Source organism: Streptomyces sp. DS1-CR2, assembly GCF_055760475.1.
Genome location: NZ_CM147085.1, coordinates 43,141 through 58,706, shown reverse-complemented (window position 1 = coordinate 58,706; position 15,566 = coordinate 43,141). Strand labels below are relative to the sequence as shown.

Annotated in this window: 10 protein-coding genes and 8 pseudogenes; 11 read left to right on the top strand and 7 right to left on the bottom strand. The window is 67.3% G+C overall.

Going from position 1 to position 15,566, the window contains the following annotated elements; all coding sequences use genetic code 11:
* Positions 1 to 110: 110 nt before the first annotated feature.
* The gene (locus ACY0PA_RS00295; protein WP_473082770.1) at positions 111 to 2,234 is read left to right on the top strand and encodes an ATP-binding protein; all 2,124 of its coding nucleotides are present in this window, start codon (positions 111 to 113) and stop codon (positions 2,232 to 2,234) included.
* Here ACY0PA_RS00295 and ACY0PA_RS00290 read toward each other — a convergent pair.
* A protein-coding gene (locus ACY0PA_RS00290; protein WP_473081889.1) for an IS3 family transposase occupies positions 2,224 to 3,476 on the bottom strand; the annotation gives its coding sequence in 2 pieces (ribosomal slippage) (positions 2,224 to 3,194 and positions 3,194 to 3,476; 1,254 coding nt in all). The genes ACY0PA_RS00295 and ACY0PA_RS00290 overlap by 11 nt on opposite strands.
* A 16-nt stretch (positions 3,477 to 3,492) precedes the next feature.
* On the opposite strand from ACY0PA_RS00290, the pseudogene ACY0PA_RS00285 reads away from it, so the two are divergent.
* From ACY0PA_RS00285 to ACY0PA_RS00255, 7 genes and pseudogenes are all read left to right on the top strand, one after another.
* Positions 3,493 to 4,228 (top strand): annotated as a pseudogene (locus tag ACY0PA_RS00285) (transposase family protein).
* Positions 4,229 to 4,240: 12 nt separating this feature from the next.
* A pseudogene (locus ACY0PA_RS00280) lies at positions 4,241 to 5,012 on the top strand (IS5 family transposase); the annotation flags it as partial.
* Between the two features lie 74 nt (positions 5,013 to 5,086).
* Positions 5,087 to 5,620: a carboxymuconolactone decarboxylase family protein gene (locus ACY0PA_RS00275; RefSeq protein ID WP_473082769.1), complete on the top strand. Its 534-nt coding sequence runs from the start codon at positions 5,087 to 5,089 to the stop codon at positions 5,618 to 5,620.
* A 137-nt stretch (positions 5,621 to 5,757) separates the two neighbouring features.
* Entirely contained in the window at positions 5,758 to 6,408 is a 651-nt protein-coding gene (locus ACY0PA_RS00270; RefSeq protein WP_473082768.1) for a nitroreductase family protein, read from the top strand.
* Positions 6,409 to 6,705: 297 nt separating this feature from the next.
* Positions 6,706 to 7,848, top strand: coding sequence for an MFS transporter (locus ACY0PA_RS00265; RefSeq protein WP_473082767.1), 1,143 nt, complete (start codon positions 6,706 to 6,708; stop codon positions 7,846 to 7,848).
* 151 nt (positions 7,849 to 7,999) lie between these two features.
* Positions 8,000 to 8,617 (top strand): annotated as a pseudogene (locus ACY0PA_RS00260) (transposase family protein); the annotation flags it as partial.
* Between the two features lies 1 nt (position 8,618).
* Complete coding sequence (locus ACY0PA_RS00255; protein WP_473086193.1) at positions 8,619 to 8,798, top strand: hypothetical protein; 180 nt, start codon at positions 8,619 to 8,621, stop codon at positions 8,796 to 8,798.
* A gap of 37 nt (positions 8,799 to 8,835) precedes the next feature.
* Here ACY0PA_RS00255 and ACY0PA_RS00250 read toward each other — a convergent pair.
* The 3 pseudogenes from ACY0PA_RS00250 to ACY0PA_RS00240 form a co-directional block, all read right to left on the bottom strand.
* Positions 8,836 to 9,036: pseudogene (locus tag ACY0PA_RS00250) on the bottom strand (NADP-dependent oxidoreductase); the annotation flags it as partial.
* Between the two features lie 87 nt (positions 9,037 to 9,123).
* Positions 9,124 to 9,353 (bottom strand): annotated as a pseudogene (locus ACY0PA_RS00245) (DUF4158 domain-containing protein); the annotation flags it as partial.
* A 153-nt stretch (positions 9,354 to 9,506) separates the two neighbouring features.
* Positions 9,507 to 9,911, bottom strand: a pseudogene (locus ACY0PA_RS00240) (transposase); the annotation flags it as partial.
* Positions 9,912 to 10,027: 116 nt separating this feature from the next.
* On the opposite strand from ACY0PA_RS00240, the gene ACY0PA_RS00235 reads away from it, so the two are divergent.
* Positions 10,028 to 11,998: a SpoIIE family protein phosphatase gene (locus ACY0PA_RS00235; protein ID WP_473082766.1), complete on the top strand. Its 1,971-nt coding sequence runs from the start codon at positions 10,028 to 10,030 to the stop codon at positions 11,996 to 11,998.
* A gap of 229 nt (positions 11,999 to 12,227) precedes the next feature.
* Here ACY0PA_RS00235 and ACY0PA_RS00230 read toward each other — a convergent pair.
* A protein-coding gene (locus ACY0PA_RS00230) for an IS5 family transposase (protein ID WP_473082765.1) occupies positions 12,228 to 13,045 on the bottom strand; the annotation gives its coding sequence in 2 pieces (ribosomal slippage) (positions 12,228 to 12,706 and positions 12,706 to 13,045; 819 coding nt in all).
* A 381-nt stretch (positions 13,046 to 13,426) separates the two neighbouring features.
* Between ACY0PA_RS00230 and ACY0PA_RS00225 the strand changes: the two genes are divergently transcribed.
* Positions 13,427 to 14,260: an IS5 family transposase gene (locus tag ACY0PA_RS00225; protein WP_473082764.1), complete on the top strand. Its 834-nt coding sequence runs from the start codon at positions 13,427 to 13,429 to the stop codon at positions 14,258 to 14,260.
* Here ACY0PA_RS00225 and ACY0PA_RS00220 read toward each other — a convergent pair.
* Positions 14,220 to 14,735, bottom strand: a complete 516-nt coding sequence (locus ACY0PA_RS00220) for a hypothetical protein (protein ID WP_473082763.1) — start codon at positions 14,733 to 14,735, stop codon at positions 14,220 to 14,222. The two genes, ACY0PA_RS00225 and ACY0PA_RS00220, sit on opposite strands and share 41 nt — an antisense overlap.
* Positions 14,736 to 14,856: 121 nt before the next feature.
* Here ACY0PA_RS00220 and ACY0PA_RS00215 point away from each other — a divergent pair.
* Positions 14,857 to 15,174 (top strand): annotated as a pseudogene (locus ACY0PA_RS00215) (transposase); the annotation flags it as partial.
* Between the two features lie 5 nt (positions 15,175 to 15,179).
* On the opposite strand, the pseudogene ACY0PA_RS00210 reads toward ACY0PA_RS00215, so the two are convergent.
* Positions 15,180 to 15,561: pseudogene (locus ACY0PA_RS00210) on the bottom strand (transposase); the annotation flags it as partial.
* Positions 15,562 to 15,566: the final 5 nt, after the last annotated feature.

The window sequence follows — 15,566 nt, the reverse complement described above, 5'->3', positions numbered from 1 at the left end:
CACCGAGCCTGGGCGGCCTTCGACAGCTCGACCTCGGCCAGGCCCGGTCCCGCTCTGGTCACGGATGTGACCGGACCTTGACCATCCGTCTCCTGTCCGACCGTGGAGGCATGACGGAAACCAGAGAGGGGCTTGGATTGGGAGCGTTGGGCCTGGCGGGCCGGCTGGCGCAGGCTCGAGCCGGTGCGCTGGTGGGCAGGGAGCCGGAGCGGGCGGTGCTCGACCGGATGCTGTCGGGCGCGGCGGACGCTCCGCTCGTGGCGTACATGCACGGTCCCGGCGGCATTGGCAAGTCCTCGCTGGTGCGCTACGCCGCCCGGCAGGCCGAGCTCACCGGCCGCCGCGTGGTGCACGTGGACGGACGGTTCCTCGACGCTGATCCGCGCCGGCTCGAGGAGACTGCGGCCCCGGCGTGTGCCGAACCCGGTGCGGTGCTGCTCATCGACACCTTCGAGCAGTGTCAGCCACTCGAGGCATGGCTGCGCGAGACCTTTCTGCTGCGGCTCGCCGACCATGGGATCGTGGTGGTAGCCAGCAGGGTCCCCCCCGACGCCGAATGGTCGCTGGACCCTGGATGGGCGCAGTTGTTCACCGCACTGGCCGTGCGGCCGTTCGACGCCGCTCAGTCCCACGCCCTGCTCGCTGCCCGGGGTGTCCCCGCCGAGCAGCGCGGCGCCTTCGTCGCCTTCGCCGGAGGCAGCCCGCTCGCTCTCTCGCTGGCCGCCTCCGTCCCCCCGGCCGCACCCGGCGCACCGTGGGAGCCGACCGGCGACGTCCTGAGGACCCTCGTCGAGCGGCTGGTGGGCGACCTGCCCGGCGCCGTCCACCGGCGCGCTCTCGAGGTGGTCGCGCAGGCCTACGTCACCCGCGAGCCCCTGCTGCGCGCAGTGCTGGGTGACGAGGACACCGACACGGTGTTCTCCTGGCTGCGCCAGCTGCCCTACATCGAGGCCACACCCGAAGGGCTGCACCCGCACGACGCGGTGCGGGCGACCCTTGAGGCCGACCTGCGCTGGCGGGACCCCGAGCGCTACGACGACGTCCGCGCCCGCATATCGCTCGCGGGCCTGCAGGCCGTGCGCGGCGCTGCCGAGGAGGACGTGCTGCTGCGGGTCGCGGAGTGGATGTTCCTCTTCCGTAACCAGGGCGGACCGGATGATCTGTACAACTACCGAACGCACCCGCACATCGAAGACACTCCGCTCCGGGCCGAAGACGTCCCCGGTGTGCTGCGCATGGCCGAGGAAGCGGAGGGCCCGGCATCGGCGGCAGCGGTCGCGCACTGGGTGCGCCGCCAACCGGAGGCCTTCCGCGTCCATCGCTATGCGGGCTCCTCCGCACCCGCGTCCTTCATGGCCATTCTGCGGCTGGACGCACCCTTGCCCGAGGACCGCGCTGAGGACCCGGTGATCGCGGCAGTCTGGGACCTTGTGGAGGCGGCCGCTCCCCTGGGGCCGGGCGAGCACTTGGGCATCCGCCGCTTCGCGGTGCAACCCGGCGGGCACCAGCGGCCCTCGCCCCTGATGGAGCTCACCAGCCGGCGCACCATCGGCGAGGAGATGCGGACCCACAAACGCGCGGTGACCTTCACCGTCTTCGAAGACGCCGACCGGTGGGGGCGCTACCTCGCCGAGGCCGGGATGCCGGAGGTCGCGGCCGTGGACGTCGGGGGGAGGCAACAGCACGTCTTCGGCCGGGACTGGCGACGGCAAACAGTGGAACAGTGGGTGCAACACCGGGCTCGCACCGCGGTCATGCCCGTAGCAACATGGCCCGCGACTGCCGCCGCGAGTGGCCCGGGCGACCAGTCGGCGCGCGCCGCGTTCGCGGAAGGCGTGCTCGAGGCGCTGCGCACCTGGCACACCCCCCGCGCATTCGCGACCAGCGTCCTGCTGTACTCCCATCTCGTGCCGCCGGGCTCACCCGACCCGGCCGCGGACCTGCGCGGCGCCATCATCACCGCCCTCGACGCGCTGCAGATCGATCCCGCGGGCGTCAAAGCGCACGAGGCTCTCACCGCCACCTACATCACGGCCTCCCGCACCCACAAGGCCGCCGCCCGGCGACTCGGGGTTCCCTACGGCACCTACCGTCGCCACCTCGCCCTGGCCAAGGAACGCCTCATCGAACAACTGCTGCGAAACCAACCACGACAATCACCCCGACCCCGCCACACTCGCGAAGGCTCCGCCACACTGAACCGTTCCGGGTTCGATCGAGACTCTAGGCTGTGACTGTGACCTGGGGTTTCGTGGTTGCTCGGTAGTAGTTGTTCTCGTATTCGACGGGTGGGATGTGCCCGATCTCACCGTGGAGTCGGCGGTGGCAGTACCAGTCGACCCACTCAGCAGTGGCCAACTCGACCTCGGACAGCGTCTTCCAAGGTCGGCGGGGCTTGATCAGCTCGGTCTTGAAGAGTCCGATCGTGGACTCCATCAGGGAGTTGTCGTACGCGTCGCCGACCGATCCGATCGACGCGGCGATGCCGGCCTTCTCGAGGTGCTCGGCAAGTGCGAACGATGTGTACTGCGACCCGGCATCGGAGTGATGTATCAACTCGCCCTTCCGATAGGGGTGTTGGTCGCGATCACGTTGCCACAGGGCCATCTCGAGAGCGTCCAGGACGAGCCGTGTCTCCTTCGAGATGGCCGCTGACCAGCCGACGATGCGGCGGGAGAAGGTGTCCACGACGAAGGCGACGTAGACGACGCCGGCGAACGTGGCGACGTGGGTGAAGTCGGCGACCCAGCAACGGTTCGGGGCCGGGGCGACGAAGTCACGGTCCACGAGGTCCGGGGCCCGCTCCGCGCTCACGTCGGGAATCGTGGTGATCACCCGCTTGCCGCGGACCGCGCCGGTGATCCCGAGGTCACGCATGAGGCGTTCGACGGTGCAGCGGGCCACCGCGACATCCTGGCGGTTCAGGTGCCGCCAGATCTTCCGGGCACCGTAGACACGGTAGTTGGCCTCGTACGTCTGGGTGATCAGGTCCTTCAGCTCGGCGTCGCGGAGGGTGCGGGCCGCAGGCTTGGCCTGGCGTTTGTGGTGGGCGTAGTAGGTGGACGGGGCGATCTTGCAGTCGTGGTCGGTGAGGACCCGGCAGATCGGCTCGACGCCGCCGAAGCGGCCCTTGTACTCGTCGATGAACGCTACGAGCGTGTGTGTGGCCGGTCGAGCTCGGCCGCGAAGAAAGACGCCGCAGCCTTCAAGATCTCGTTCGCCCGCTTGAGTTCGGCGATCTCCTTCTTCATCGCCTTGACCTGCGCGGACTCCTCCGTCGTAGTGCCCGGACGGGCACCTGCATCGATCTGGTCCTGCCGCACCCACTTGCGCAGCGTCTCGGTCGTGCCGATGCCCAGTTTCTGGGCGACCGCTTTCATCGCGGCCCACTCGGTTTCATACTCGGGCCGCACCTCGGCGACCATCCGCACCGCACGACGGCGCAGCTCAAGCGGGTACTGGGAAGGACGTGCCATGACTCGATCCTCTCAAATGATCGAGTCCCTATCGAACCCGGAACGGTTCAACCTGAGCCGTGAACCGGCGACTCGACGCCGGGAGATCGGGACCCGATGGCGGCGGCTGACTGTGGGACGTCAAGCTCTGCTCGCCCTGGCCCACCTGCGGTGCGGTGACACTTACGCTCAGCTCGCGGGCCGGCAGCGGGATCGCCACCGTCTGCCGCTACATCCGCGAAGCGATCGAGGTGCTGGCCGCACAAGCCCCGACGCTCGACGAGGCGATGGTGACGGCTCGTACGAAGGCGTACGTGATCCTGGACGGCACCGTGCTGTCGATCGACCGGATCGCCGCCGACCGGCCCTACTACTCCGGCAAGAAGCGGCACCACGGCATGAACGTTCAGGTTCTGACCGATCCGTTCGGACGGCTGCTGTGGGCATCGCCCGCGCTGCCCGGCGCGACGCACGACCTGACGGCGGCACGTGAGCACGGCATCATCGACGCGCTCGCCGGGGTCGGCCTCAAGTGCTGGGCCGATAAGGCATACCAAGGCGCGGCCCGCAACGTCCGAGTCCCGTTCAAGGGGCGCCGCCTCAAGCGGTGGCAACGACGCCACAACACCACTCACGCCAAGATCCGATGCGTCGGCGAGCAGGCCATGGCCACGCTCAAGAGCTGGCGACTCCTGCGCAAGCTCCGCTGCAGCACCAACCGGATCACCAACATCGTGAAGGCGGTCCTCACCCTTCACCTCGCCTCAGCCTGAGAGTGGAAAAGGAATCACTGTCGCACGCTCGAGGCGATCGCGTGGAAGTACCGCACCAACTCGCCCTGGCGGGACCTGCCCGACGAGCTCGGCGCGTTCCAGACGGCTCACAAAAGCTGATCAGGTGGGCCGTCGACTGCACGTGGGAGAAGATCCTTGCTGCCCTTCTCGCGGCAGCCGATGCAGCTGACGACGTCGGCTGGACCGTGTCGGTCGACTCCACCGTCGTGCAGGCCCACCAGCACGCCGCCGGAGCACTCAAAAGGGGGCGGACAGCCGCAACGAGCCGGCCGATCACGCGCTCGGACGCTCCCGGGGCGGGCTGAGCACCAAGATCCATCTGGCCACAGACGGCCATGCACGGCCCCTGGCTCTGGCCGTCACCGCGGGCCAGGCCGGTGAGGCGCCTGCCTTCGAGACGGTCATGGCCCGCATCCGGGTGCCGAGAACCGGCCCTGGCCGGCCTCGCACCCGCCCCGCCATGGTCCTGGCCGACCGTGCCTACCCATCCCGTGCGATCCGCGGCCACCTGCACCGCAGGCGGATCCGCGCGGTCATCCCGCAGCCGTCGGACCAGATCGGCCACCGTCTGCGCCGGAGCCGCCAAGGCGGACGCTCGCCCGGCTTCGACGCGGATACCTACAAGCAGCGCAACACCGTCGGGCGGTGCGTCAACCGCCTCAAGCAGTGGCGCGGCCTGGCCACACGAACCGACAAAATCGCCATCGCCTACCAGGCCGCCCTCCACCTCGCCGCCATCCTCATTGAATCGGATTGGGCTTGACAGCCCACTCCTCGTCGTATTCACTACGAGTGGGCTGCTTAGCCCAAACTGATGCCGACCGGAGGACGCCTACCATGTCTCGTCTCGCCACGCCCGAGCTCGCCGACATCGACGCCAAGACGCAGAGCACACTCGACGCCATCGCCAAGCAGTTCGGCTTCGCTCCGGGCATGTTCACCACGCTCGCCGCCAACCCGACCGTCCTCGAGATCGTGATGGGCCTGCAGGGCAGCATCGCGAAGCTCCTCGACGCGAAGACCCGCCACACGATCGCGCTGGCCACGTCCCACTCCAACGACTGCGACTACTGCTCGGCGCTGCACGGATACATCTCCGCGAACCTCGGAGGCATGTCCACCGAGGAGATCGAGCTGGCCCGCACCGGCGGCTCCACCGATCCCAAGCGTGCCGCCGTCGCTCGCTTCTCCCAGCAGGTGATCGAGACCCGCGGTCAGGTGGGCGACGAGGACATCGCCGCGATCCGCGAGGCCGGGTACACGGACCCCGAGATCCAGGCGGTCGTCACCGTCGTGGTCGTCACGCTGCTCACGAACTACCTCAACAACGTCAACGACACCGTCGTCGACATTCCCGGTGCGGGCGCGTAACCACCGACGTCGCGACCGCGTCGACTGGCACGGAGGTCGCCCCAATGAAAGCGATGTTCACCACGTACTGACGTGACTCCAACGCCCAGAAACCGCCTCCTGACCCGATCTCTCCGGCAACGAAACGAAAGCCAAGCATGGATCTCGACAATCTGATCACCAAGCACCTCACCCGCTACTTCGACCCGAACAAGAAGGTCCCGGAGGAAACCTTCCAGCTCCTGCTGCGCTACCTACGCACCTCGCCGACGACGATCAACATCCAGCCGAACCACTTCCATGTGCTGGAGTCGCAGGCCGGCAAGGACAAGCTTGCGGACGCTCTTGTCGGCCGCTTCGAGGACAACGCGGAGAAGGTGCGGAACGCGTCGCACGCGATCGTGTTCACGACCCGCAAGACGATTCCCGACGAGCACTTGCAGGAGATCTTCGCGAAGGAGCGCGCGGACGGTCGATTCGCGGACTCGGAGATCCAGAAGGGATGGGAGGCTGGAGCGTCCGGCTTCGTGAAGATCCAGTCGGAGAACTATGGCGGCGACGTGCTCCACTGGCTGGAGAAGAACACGTACCTCGTGGTCGGCGCGACCATGATGGCCGCCGCTTCTCTCGGAGTCGACGCCACCCCGCTGGAAGGGTTCGACCGCGCGACGATCGACGAAGCGTTCGGCCTAACCGACACCGACTTCACCACGACGCTGCTCGTCGTGCTCGGGTACCCGGACGAGACGCGCGTCTCTCGCCAGCCGGTCTCGCGCTTCGATGCCGAGAAGATCTTCACCCACATGTGACGAACCGGGCAGGCGCGATCGGCGCGCCTGCCCGGTTCCGGGGGACTCGGCTGCCCGGCGCCCGCACACGGACGCCGGACAGCCGGCCTCCACCGACACAGAGTGGGCTGCCAAGCCCACAAGAATGCTCGGCCCGACCTGGGCTGGGTGACTACTCGCACAGCTACCAGAGGTTGATCCGTTATGTCGCGACTGAACGCGCCCCCCCCTGACGACGCAGACGTGTCACCAGTGATCAGCCGGCCTCGCCAGGGCAGAACGCTCCGGCTGGCGTTCTCATCTGCGATCGTCTCCCTGGTGGCCTCGTTTGCCGCGTCGGCCGCACCGATCCCCCTGTTCAACACCTATCGGGCTGAGGACGGGTTCACCAACGCCGGCATCTCGCTGGCCTTCGTCACATACTCGGTCGGCATTATCGCCGCACTGTTGGTGCTGGGACGGCTGTCCAATCATCTGGGCCGACGGCGCACCGCGATCGCCAGCCTCGGTCTGCTCCTTCTGGGCTGTCTGGTGCTGCTGAGCGTGCACGACATCGGCACTCTGCTGGCCGGTCGGCTCCTGATGGGCGTCGGTACGGGGTTGGCCAGCAGCAGCCTCACCTCCTACATCGTCGACGCCGCGCCCACCAGGCCGGCATGGTTGGCCTCCGTCGCGTCCAGTCAGGGACCCATGCTCGGCCTCACCCTCGGCGCCATCGCCGCCGGCGCTCTGGTCCAGTTCGCCCCCTGGCCACGCGAGCTCATCTACCTGGTCTGCGCAGGTCTCCTCGTACTGTCTGCCGCACTCATCGTCGTCAGCCCGGAAACCGCGAAGCCGACGCCGGGCACTTGGCGATCACTGCTACCCCGGGTCCGCGTACCGGCTCGGGTCAGGCGCCTGCTCCCTGCCGCGGCTACGGTGTTCGTGGCCGCCTATGCGTCCGGGGCTTTCTACCAGTCCTTCATGCCCGCGCTGGTCGAAGATCAACTCCACACCCACAGCCCGCTCATCCTCGGACTGGTGTTCGCCGCCTACATGGCCCCCAGCGTTCTCGGCGCTCCCATCGGCGGCCGGTTCACACCAGCGGTGGCCCAACGCATCGGCATGATCGTCTTCCTGACCGGGTGGGTCGGCATCATTACAGCCATAGCCATCGGCACACTGCCGTTGTTCATCGCTGCAACCATCGTCACCGGCGTCGGTCAAGGCATCGCCGTCAGCGCCGCCACCCGCGGCCTACTGTACGGCAGCGCCCTGGCCGACCGAGCGTCGATCTTCAGCGCGGTCTACCTCCTCTGCTACAGCGGTGCTGCCTTCATTAGCCTCCTCTTCGGCCAGCTCTCGAACGCCTTCTCGCTACCACAGATCGCGCTCGGATACGGCACCCTTGCCGTTATCGCCACCCTGTTCACTGTCCTCGCTGCACGCAACCCGCATACGGACCCGACCAGCCAACGGTGAGCAATCACATGACGAACCTCACCGTCGGAGCATTGCCGACGTGCCGTGCCATAGGGACCGTAAGAGCAGGGCGTGTTTCGGGTCTGCACGGTCAACGGCCCTGTCTCACTTGCGGTGGTGACGGAGAGTCGTGAGGGTCGTTGATAGTCCCGTGAAGGATGTCAACGAGCTTGTGCAGACAGTGTTTTCGGGGCTGTCCCCGCTGGTAATAGAGGAGATCGCCGACGAGGGCGAGCAGATCGTGGTGCAGGCTCGGACTCCGACGGAGGCCGCGGTCTGCCCGGTGTGCGGGGCGTCGTCCGGGCGGGTGCACGGATATCAGTGGCGGACCGCGGCCGACGTGCCGGTCGATGATCGTCGGGTGGTGGTCCGTGTGCGGGTGCGGCGCCTGGTGTGCCCCACGCGCGGCTGCCGGCACACCTTCCGCGAGCAGGTACCCGGCGTCCTGGACCGCTACCAGCGGCGAACGGCCCGCCTGACCAGGCAAGTCAAGGCCGTAGTCAAGGAGTTAGCGGGCCGAGCCGGGGCGCGTTTGCTGGCGGTACTCGCGGTGAGCCTGTCGCGTCATACGGCCCTGCGCACCTTGTTGCGGATCCCGTTGCCTGTCGGGTGGGCGCCCCGCGTGATCGGCGTCGACGACTTCGCTCTGCGCCGGCGCCACCGCTACGCCACCGTGATCATCAACGCCGTGACCCACGAGCGGCTCGACGTGCTGCCCGGCCGCACGGCCGACGCCCTCGAGACGTGGCTGCGAAAGCTTCCACGCGTCCCTGAAACGCGAGACCCTCCAGGGCGCCCACGACTACGGCGACGCGAGCACCTGCCGCAGGACCGTCTTCGCCTGGCTGACCCGCTACAACACCCGCCGTCGGCACTCCGCCAACGGCCACCTCAGCCCCAACGAATACGAACACCGACACCACACCGCTAAACTCACGCTCGCCGCGTGATCAATAACCGCGTGCCCACCTTCACGGGGGAAGGCCCCTCGTGGCCGGGGATCGACGGTGTCTTGTCACGGCCGGCGCGATCGATCCAGGTCGATGGCCACTCCATCTCAGTCGGGACGAAGCCCGATGCATGAATCTGAACGATGACGTCGTTGATCGATGCGGGCGGCTCAGGCCGCTCCGTCAGCGTCATCCCGGCCGTTCCCGCGGCCCGGTCGGTCACCACAATGGCTTTCATCGAGATTGCCCTCTTCCCTCGTATGCGTTGCGGGTTCTGGTTTCTGGATGGGTGCTTAGACGAAGGTGAACAGCTGGTGGGCGTCGAGTCCAGCTCCGACACCCGCACCCCGGCGGCACGATCAGCAGGGAATCGAGGAACACCCGCTGACCAGTGCTCAACAGCCCGTAGAGGCCGCCCCACAGCCGCTGGTTCGCCGCCTCCCGCACCGACGCGACCAGCCGGGCGAGCGTCGTCACGCCGGGCAGAATCACCCGACGCTCGCGCAGCCACCCCACCGACGCGTCGAAAAGCGCCTTCGGCCCCTCCGCGGGAGTTCGAGTCGCTTTCCAGAACCCCTTTCAGCGAGACAGGGGGCCAGCGGTCAAAGGCCGCCAGCGAGGCCGTCCGCGCGAATCCCGCAGTAGGCGGCCCATCACCAGGTGGAGCAGATCAGGGCCAAGTGTAGGGAACAGGCTCTTATCGCCCTCTCAGTCGCCAGCGCCGCTAAAGAAGTCATCTCGTTTGGTGAGTCGGCGGTAGCACATGAGGGTGCAGTCGATGCTTGTGAAGGCGAGGAAGTGCTGGACTTTGGGCTCGTAGCATCGGTAAAGGCGGCCGCAGCCAGCAAGCCTGGCCGTGGTGCGTTCGACGGTCCAGCGGTGGCGGCCCAGTCGCTGTGAGGAATCGATTCATTTCCGCGCGATGCGGTGCTGCGTGCCGCGCTGGTGTAACCATCGTCGGAGGTGGGGGCAGTCGTAGCCGTTGTCGGCGTGTTGCTTTGCGGGCTTGCGTCGTCGGCGTCCGCGGCGGGAGCGGATCGGCGGTATCACTTGCACGAGGGGGATCAGGGCTTGGCTGTCGTGCAGGTTCGCCCCCGAGATTGCGACGGACAGCGCCTGTGGGAGCGGAGGACAGTCGGGTTCCTTGATTGGGCAACACGAACCCCGGGGAGCCGGAATACGATGAATAAGGACATAAGCATCGCTCGCCGGCTGTCAGGGAGCGGCAGATGGAGGCCTCGGACGAACTCCTTCGAAGCGCTGGTCCGTCGGCTCTTCTGACCATGGACGGTGGTATCCGCAGCCTCAATGCCGCGATGGCGAGGACGCTGGGCAGGTCAGCGGAGCAATGCGTGGGTCGTGACTTCGGTGATCTGTTGCCCGCGAGCCAGCGGCTGTCAGCCGAGAGTCTCGTGGCCCACGCCGCCGCGACGAGGACGGTCGTGATGAGGGTGCTGGAGTTCCCCGGGCCGGGCCAAGCATCCGTTATCTGCTTGATCGAGGCGCAGGCAGTGAACGATCCCACGGGTGGCGAGCAGCTCGTGTGGGTGCACTCGTTGCACGCTGAGAACGACTTGAGTGGTCTGCTGATTACGTTCCGATTGGCGGCCAAGGCCGCCAATCTCGGTCTGTGCATGTGCGCACCCCATGACCACCAGGTGGAGTGGATGGGCGGCGCACCCGCCCTGGCGTTGCTGTTCTCGGAGGCCTCGGCGTCCTTGTCCAGCGTAGTGCGGCGAACCCACCCGGATGACCGGAAGGCCCTGCGGCGGCTCGTGCGTACGGCCGCCACCCAGTCGCCCTGGATCGGGTTGCGGTACCTCACTGAGAACGACGACTGGCACCATCTGACCTGCCAGGCCCGTCGGATCAAGCTGGGATACGGCGGCCCAGAGCGGACCTTCGCGGTGGTCCGAGACGACACTCAGCGGCAAGCGCGCCGACGGAGAGCGCTGGTCGCGCTGAGCGCTGAGCGACAGCGCGCCGACGAGGTCGCCGACTTCTCCTCCGCCCTGATCACCGCAGCCACGGAGCAAGAACTGCAGCAGGTCGTCCTGACCCGGCTCGCTGCGACCTTCGGTGGTACCGGCGCCGCGCTGGTGCTCGTCGACGAAGGCCGCCTGCGCGCCTTCTCCGATGCCGGGATCCCGCTGCCGGTGGCCAAAGCTCTGCAAGACCTGACTCTGGACGCTCCGAACCCGCTCACATATGCGATCCGAACCGGCAAGCCACAGTTCATTCCCAACCAGAATGAATACATCCGCCGCTGGTCGCACAGTGTCACATTGCCGTGGATCGACCAGATCGGCGCCAACTTTGCTGTCTCAACAAGCCCCCTCAGCCCGCTCGGCGATCAACCGCTCGGGGCCTGGGGGGTGACCTACGACAGCGAGCACCACTCGTCCCCGCATGAGCGTGCCCTCATGACCACTCTGACTGACCTAGCCGGCCAGGCACTGAAACGCATCAGATTGCAAAAGGCACGTATCGAGCTGGCTACGGCGCTTCAGCAGAGCATGCTCCCCACGCTACCGGAGCACCTTCCAGGCCTGGAGGTCGCCGCTCGCTACCGACCGAGCCAGGACGGGCTCGACATCGGCGGAGACTGGTACGACGCCTTCGTCATGCCCGACGGCGCGGTCGCCCTGGAGATCGGTGACGCTCAAGGGCACGACGTGGACGCTGCCGCTCTTATGGGACAAGTGCGCTCGTCCGTGCGCGCGATCGCCGCCCACGAACCAGATCCGGGAACCATTCTGAAGCGCACCAACGAGTTGCTCGTCACGATGGGCGTCGCACGCTTCGCCAGCTGCACCATGCTGCATCTCGATACCCCCGACGGAAAGGTCACTGGCACCAGCGCCGGCCACGTGCCGCTGCTGTGTGCGCACAAGGACGGCAGTCACGACGTCCGCGAGCTGCCGGGAGGGCCGGTTCTGGGAGTCGTGCCCGAGGCCGATTACGCCGAGGTGACCTTCACCCTGGACGAGGACAGCGCGCTGGTCATGGTCACCGACGGCGTGGTGGAAGCGCCCGGCTTGACGTTGGATGCCGGGCTGGAGTTGGCCGGATCACTGGCTGGCAAAGCCCTCCACGCCGGGCTGAACGCAGAGGCGACCGCTGACCGAATCCTCGACGCAGCGATCGCGGTGGACCACATTGATGATGTGGCTGTACTGGTCATCCGACGCACAGGATGACGCCCGGTACAGCGCACAGCGCGGTCTGCGGGCTCTTTCCATACCGACCGGCGCCCGAGACGTTACCCCTCGACAGGGCTGGGCGCGGACGGCGGTACCCTGCTGCCCCCTGACCGACTTGGCTGGTCAGGGGGTATTTCACCTATGCGGTCCCGCGAATCCATACCCAGCCGTACGCACCCGAGCTCAGCCCGGTCGAGGGCGTGTGGGTCACACCTTAGACGGTGTCCTACATGGTGAGTCTGAGGAGCCGTTTGTAGCAGCAGAGGGCTGCGGCGAGGCCGAGAAGGGCCAGGTAGTTGGCGAGTTGGCGCTCGTAACGAGGGTTGAGTCTGCGGTAGCCCGTCAGCCACGACATCGTCCGCTCGATCACCCACCTGCGGCGCCCTAATCGTTCGCTGGACTCGACACCCTTGCGGGCGATGCGGACCCCGATGTGCTTGCCCCAGAGCCATCGCCGCAGGTGAGGGATGTCGTAGGCCTTGTCGGCGTGAAGGCGTTGTGGCTTGAAGTAGCGTCCGCGGTAGGGGTCATGTCTCGTTTGGTGACCCTCGACCATGGGTTTCAGTGCGAGGCTGTCGTGGACGTTGGCGGCGGAGAGACCGACGATGAGGGGCAGTCCGTTCGCGTCCGACAGGATGTGCATCTTGGAACCCGGCTTGCCCCGGTCCACGGGGCTCGGACCTGCGTGTTCGCCCCCTTTTTTGCCCGCACGTGCGCGGAATCCAGCACGACACGGGAGACATCGACGAGGCCGGCATCGTCCAGCCGGTGCACAACCGCCTCGTGCAGCCGACCCCACACACCGGCTCTCGACCAGATCAGGAACCGCCGGTGCACCGTCGACTTCGACACCCCGAAACAGGGCGGCAACGCCCGCCAGGCGCAACCGCTGACCAGTACGTAGATGATCGCGGCGAACAGCGTCTCATCAGGCGTGTTCCGCTTTCCGCCACCCTGCGGCCGCACCCGATCTGCCGGAATCAACGGCCTGGCGATCTCCCACAGCCCGTCCGGAACAATCCAACTCCACGTCCCCTGAACCATGTTGAGGATCACTACCCAGCCTCACCATATAGGACACCGTCTTAGAGATCATCTCAATTGGCGATGCCGGTAGCCTGGTGCCGTGTTGCTGACTGAGCGTCTGGTCCCTTAGAAGCCGTATCTCTATCGATCACGAGGGCGGTTCTGGTCGAACGGGGAACCCTGGCGGGTGATCTTGGGCGGTGGCCGCATGAAGACAGGGCCTCCGGTGCAGCACGAGGGTTGCGACACCAACTCGTGATCCTGGAGGCCCTGTTGAGCAAGTTGTACGCGGTTTCGCCCCTGGAGTTCAACTCGGCGCCGTCGGCGTGCGATTGCCTCGCTCACCGGTTCGGGAACGCGGCCGACCGGCCGGACCGGACGCCGGTATACCCATCGGACATGACCGACGCCGAGTGGGCGGTGGTGCGTGACGCGCTGCCGGTGCCCGCATGGCTGGAGGGCCGGGGCGGCCAGCCGGAAGGCTACTGCCACCGGCAGATGCTCGATGCGGTCTTCTACGTCACCGACAACGGCATCAAGTGGCGCTCGGTTCCCGCGGACTTCCCCACCTGGGACCGCGTCTACGCCTTCTTTCGCAGGTGGCGCAAGGCCGGCCTGGCCAAGGAATTGCACGACCGGCTGCGCGGGAAAGCCCGCGAGGCCGAGGGCCGCGACCGTGAGCCGACCGCGGCGATCATCGACTCGCAGTCGGTCAAGGGTGCCGCGTCGGTGCCCGCCGGCTCACGCGGCTACGACGGCGGGAAGAATGTCAACGGCAGGCGTCGGCACGTCATCACTGACTGCCTCGGCCTGATCCTGATGGTGCTGGTGACCGCCGCGGACGTCACCGACCGCCACGCAGCACGCGCCATGCTGCCCCGCCTGCGGACACGATTCCGGAAGATCACTCTGGTGTGGGCCGACGGCGGATACACCGGAGCCCTGGTCGACTGGGCCAAGGAGAAACTGCAGCTCACCCTGCAGATCGTCAAACGCAGTGACGACATGCAGGGGTTCGTGGTGCTGCCGAGACGGTGGGTGGTCGAGCGCACTCTGGGGTGGCTGTTGCGCACGAGGCGCCTGGCCCGGGACTACGAAACCCGGCCCGACAGCAGCGAAGCGTTCATCTACTTCTCGCAGACCATACTCATGACCCGCCGCCTGGCCCGCACCGCCGCCGCCGAGCGGACCATCAGGACGCGGCGCCAGGAGCGCACGACGCTCGCGGCATAAACGAGCCCGACGGCGCAAGGGACAGCCAGCCCCGCTCGACCAGCCGCTTCGCCTTCGACCGCACCCCCTCGATCTTCGCCGGCACCAACTCGAGCCCGAGCCGGGCCGTCATCTCCTTCACCGACAACCCCTCCCCGCCACCTGTGAGTTCGACCTCCAACAACTCCACAATCCGCCGATAGTCCGGCGCGAGAGCCCGCGTCGTCGCCCCCTCTTCGCGCTGCGGCACGACCGATCCGGCAACCGGGACCTTCACCGCCGTGATCACCGGCACCGGGGCCGCCGCCAACAAGGCAGGCTCGTCCACCGCATCGCTTCCAGCGGCCAGGGCCTCGGCCAGCTCCGCCCGAGCGATCACGCGACGCTCCAGCACCGCTTCGGCCGCACCGAGTTCGGCCAGAACCCGGTCCGCCTCCGTCTGGAGCTCCTCCACCCGAACTCGGGCGGCCGCCTCCCGCTCCTCCAGCATGCCCATCACCGACGCCACCAGCGCCCCCGCATCATCGAGGCCGACAGAACACCCGACCCCTCCCACGACGACGCCAGAACCATGCCCGACCAGCGGAAACTCAGGGAATGCATCCGGAAAGACAACAGCTTCTGATGGACTATGGGAGTTGTTCCAGCGGGTGGTGCCGGAGGCGCCGACGCGGCCGCAGGGTGGTGGCCGGCGCCGTCGTGGGGACCGTGAGGTGTTGGCCACGACCGGGTACACGTGGTCGCAGGTACCGCCCGTGTTCGGGCCATCCGGGGCCACGGCTCACCGCCGGTTCATGGAGTGGAGCCGACAACGGGTCTGGGCGAAACTGCATCGTCTGGTCCTGGACGAGCTGGGGGCTCGAGGCGAGCTGGACTGGTCGCGGTGCGCGATCGACTCGGTGAACATGCGAGCCGTGAAAAGGTGCCTCTATGGCTTTCGTCAAGCCGTAGCCGGTGTGGACGGTTGGTAGAAGGTGCCGTCGCGGAGCATGGCGAAGAGGACATCGATGCGGCGTCGGGCGAGTGCGATAAGGGCGGCGATGTGGTGTTTTCCTTCTCGTCGCTTGCGGTCGTGGTAGGCGCGTGACTCGGGCTGCGAGAGCGAGGCGAACGCGGCAAGGTAGAAGGCCCGCTTGAGTTGCTTTGTTGCCGCGCCTGGAGGGGTGTTCGCCGCGGACGGACGAGCCGGAGTTCCGGGTGACCGGCGCCGGGCCGGCGTAGGCGCCGAGGTGGTCGGCGGTGGCAAAGCCAGATCCATCGCCGACGTCGATGAGGATGCGGGCCGCGGTCCTGATCCCGATGCCGGGCATCGAGATCAGGACCTAGG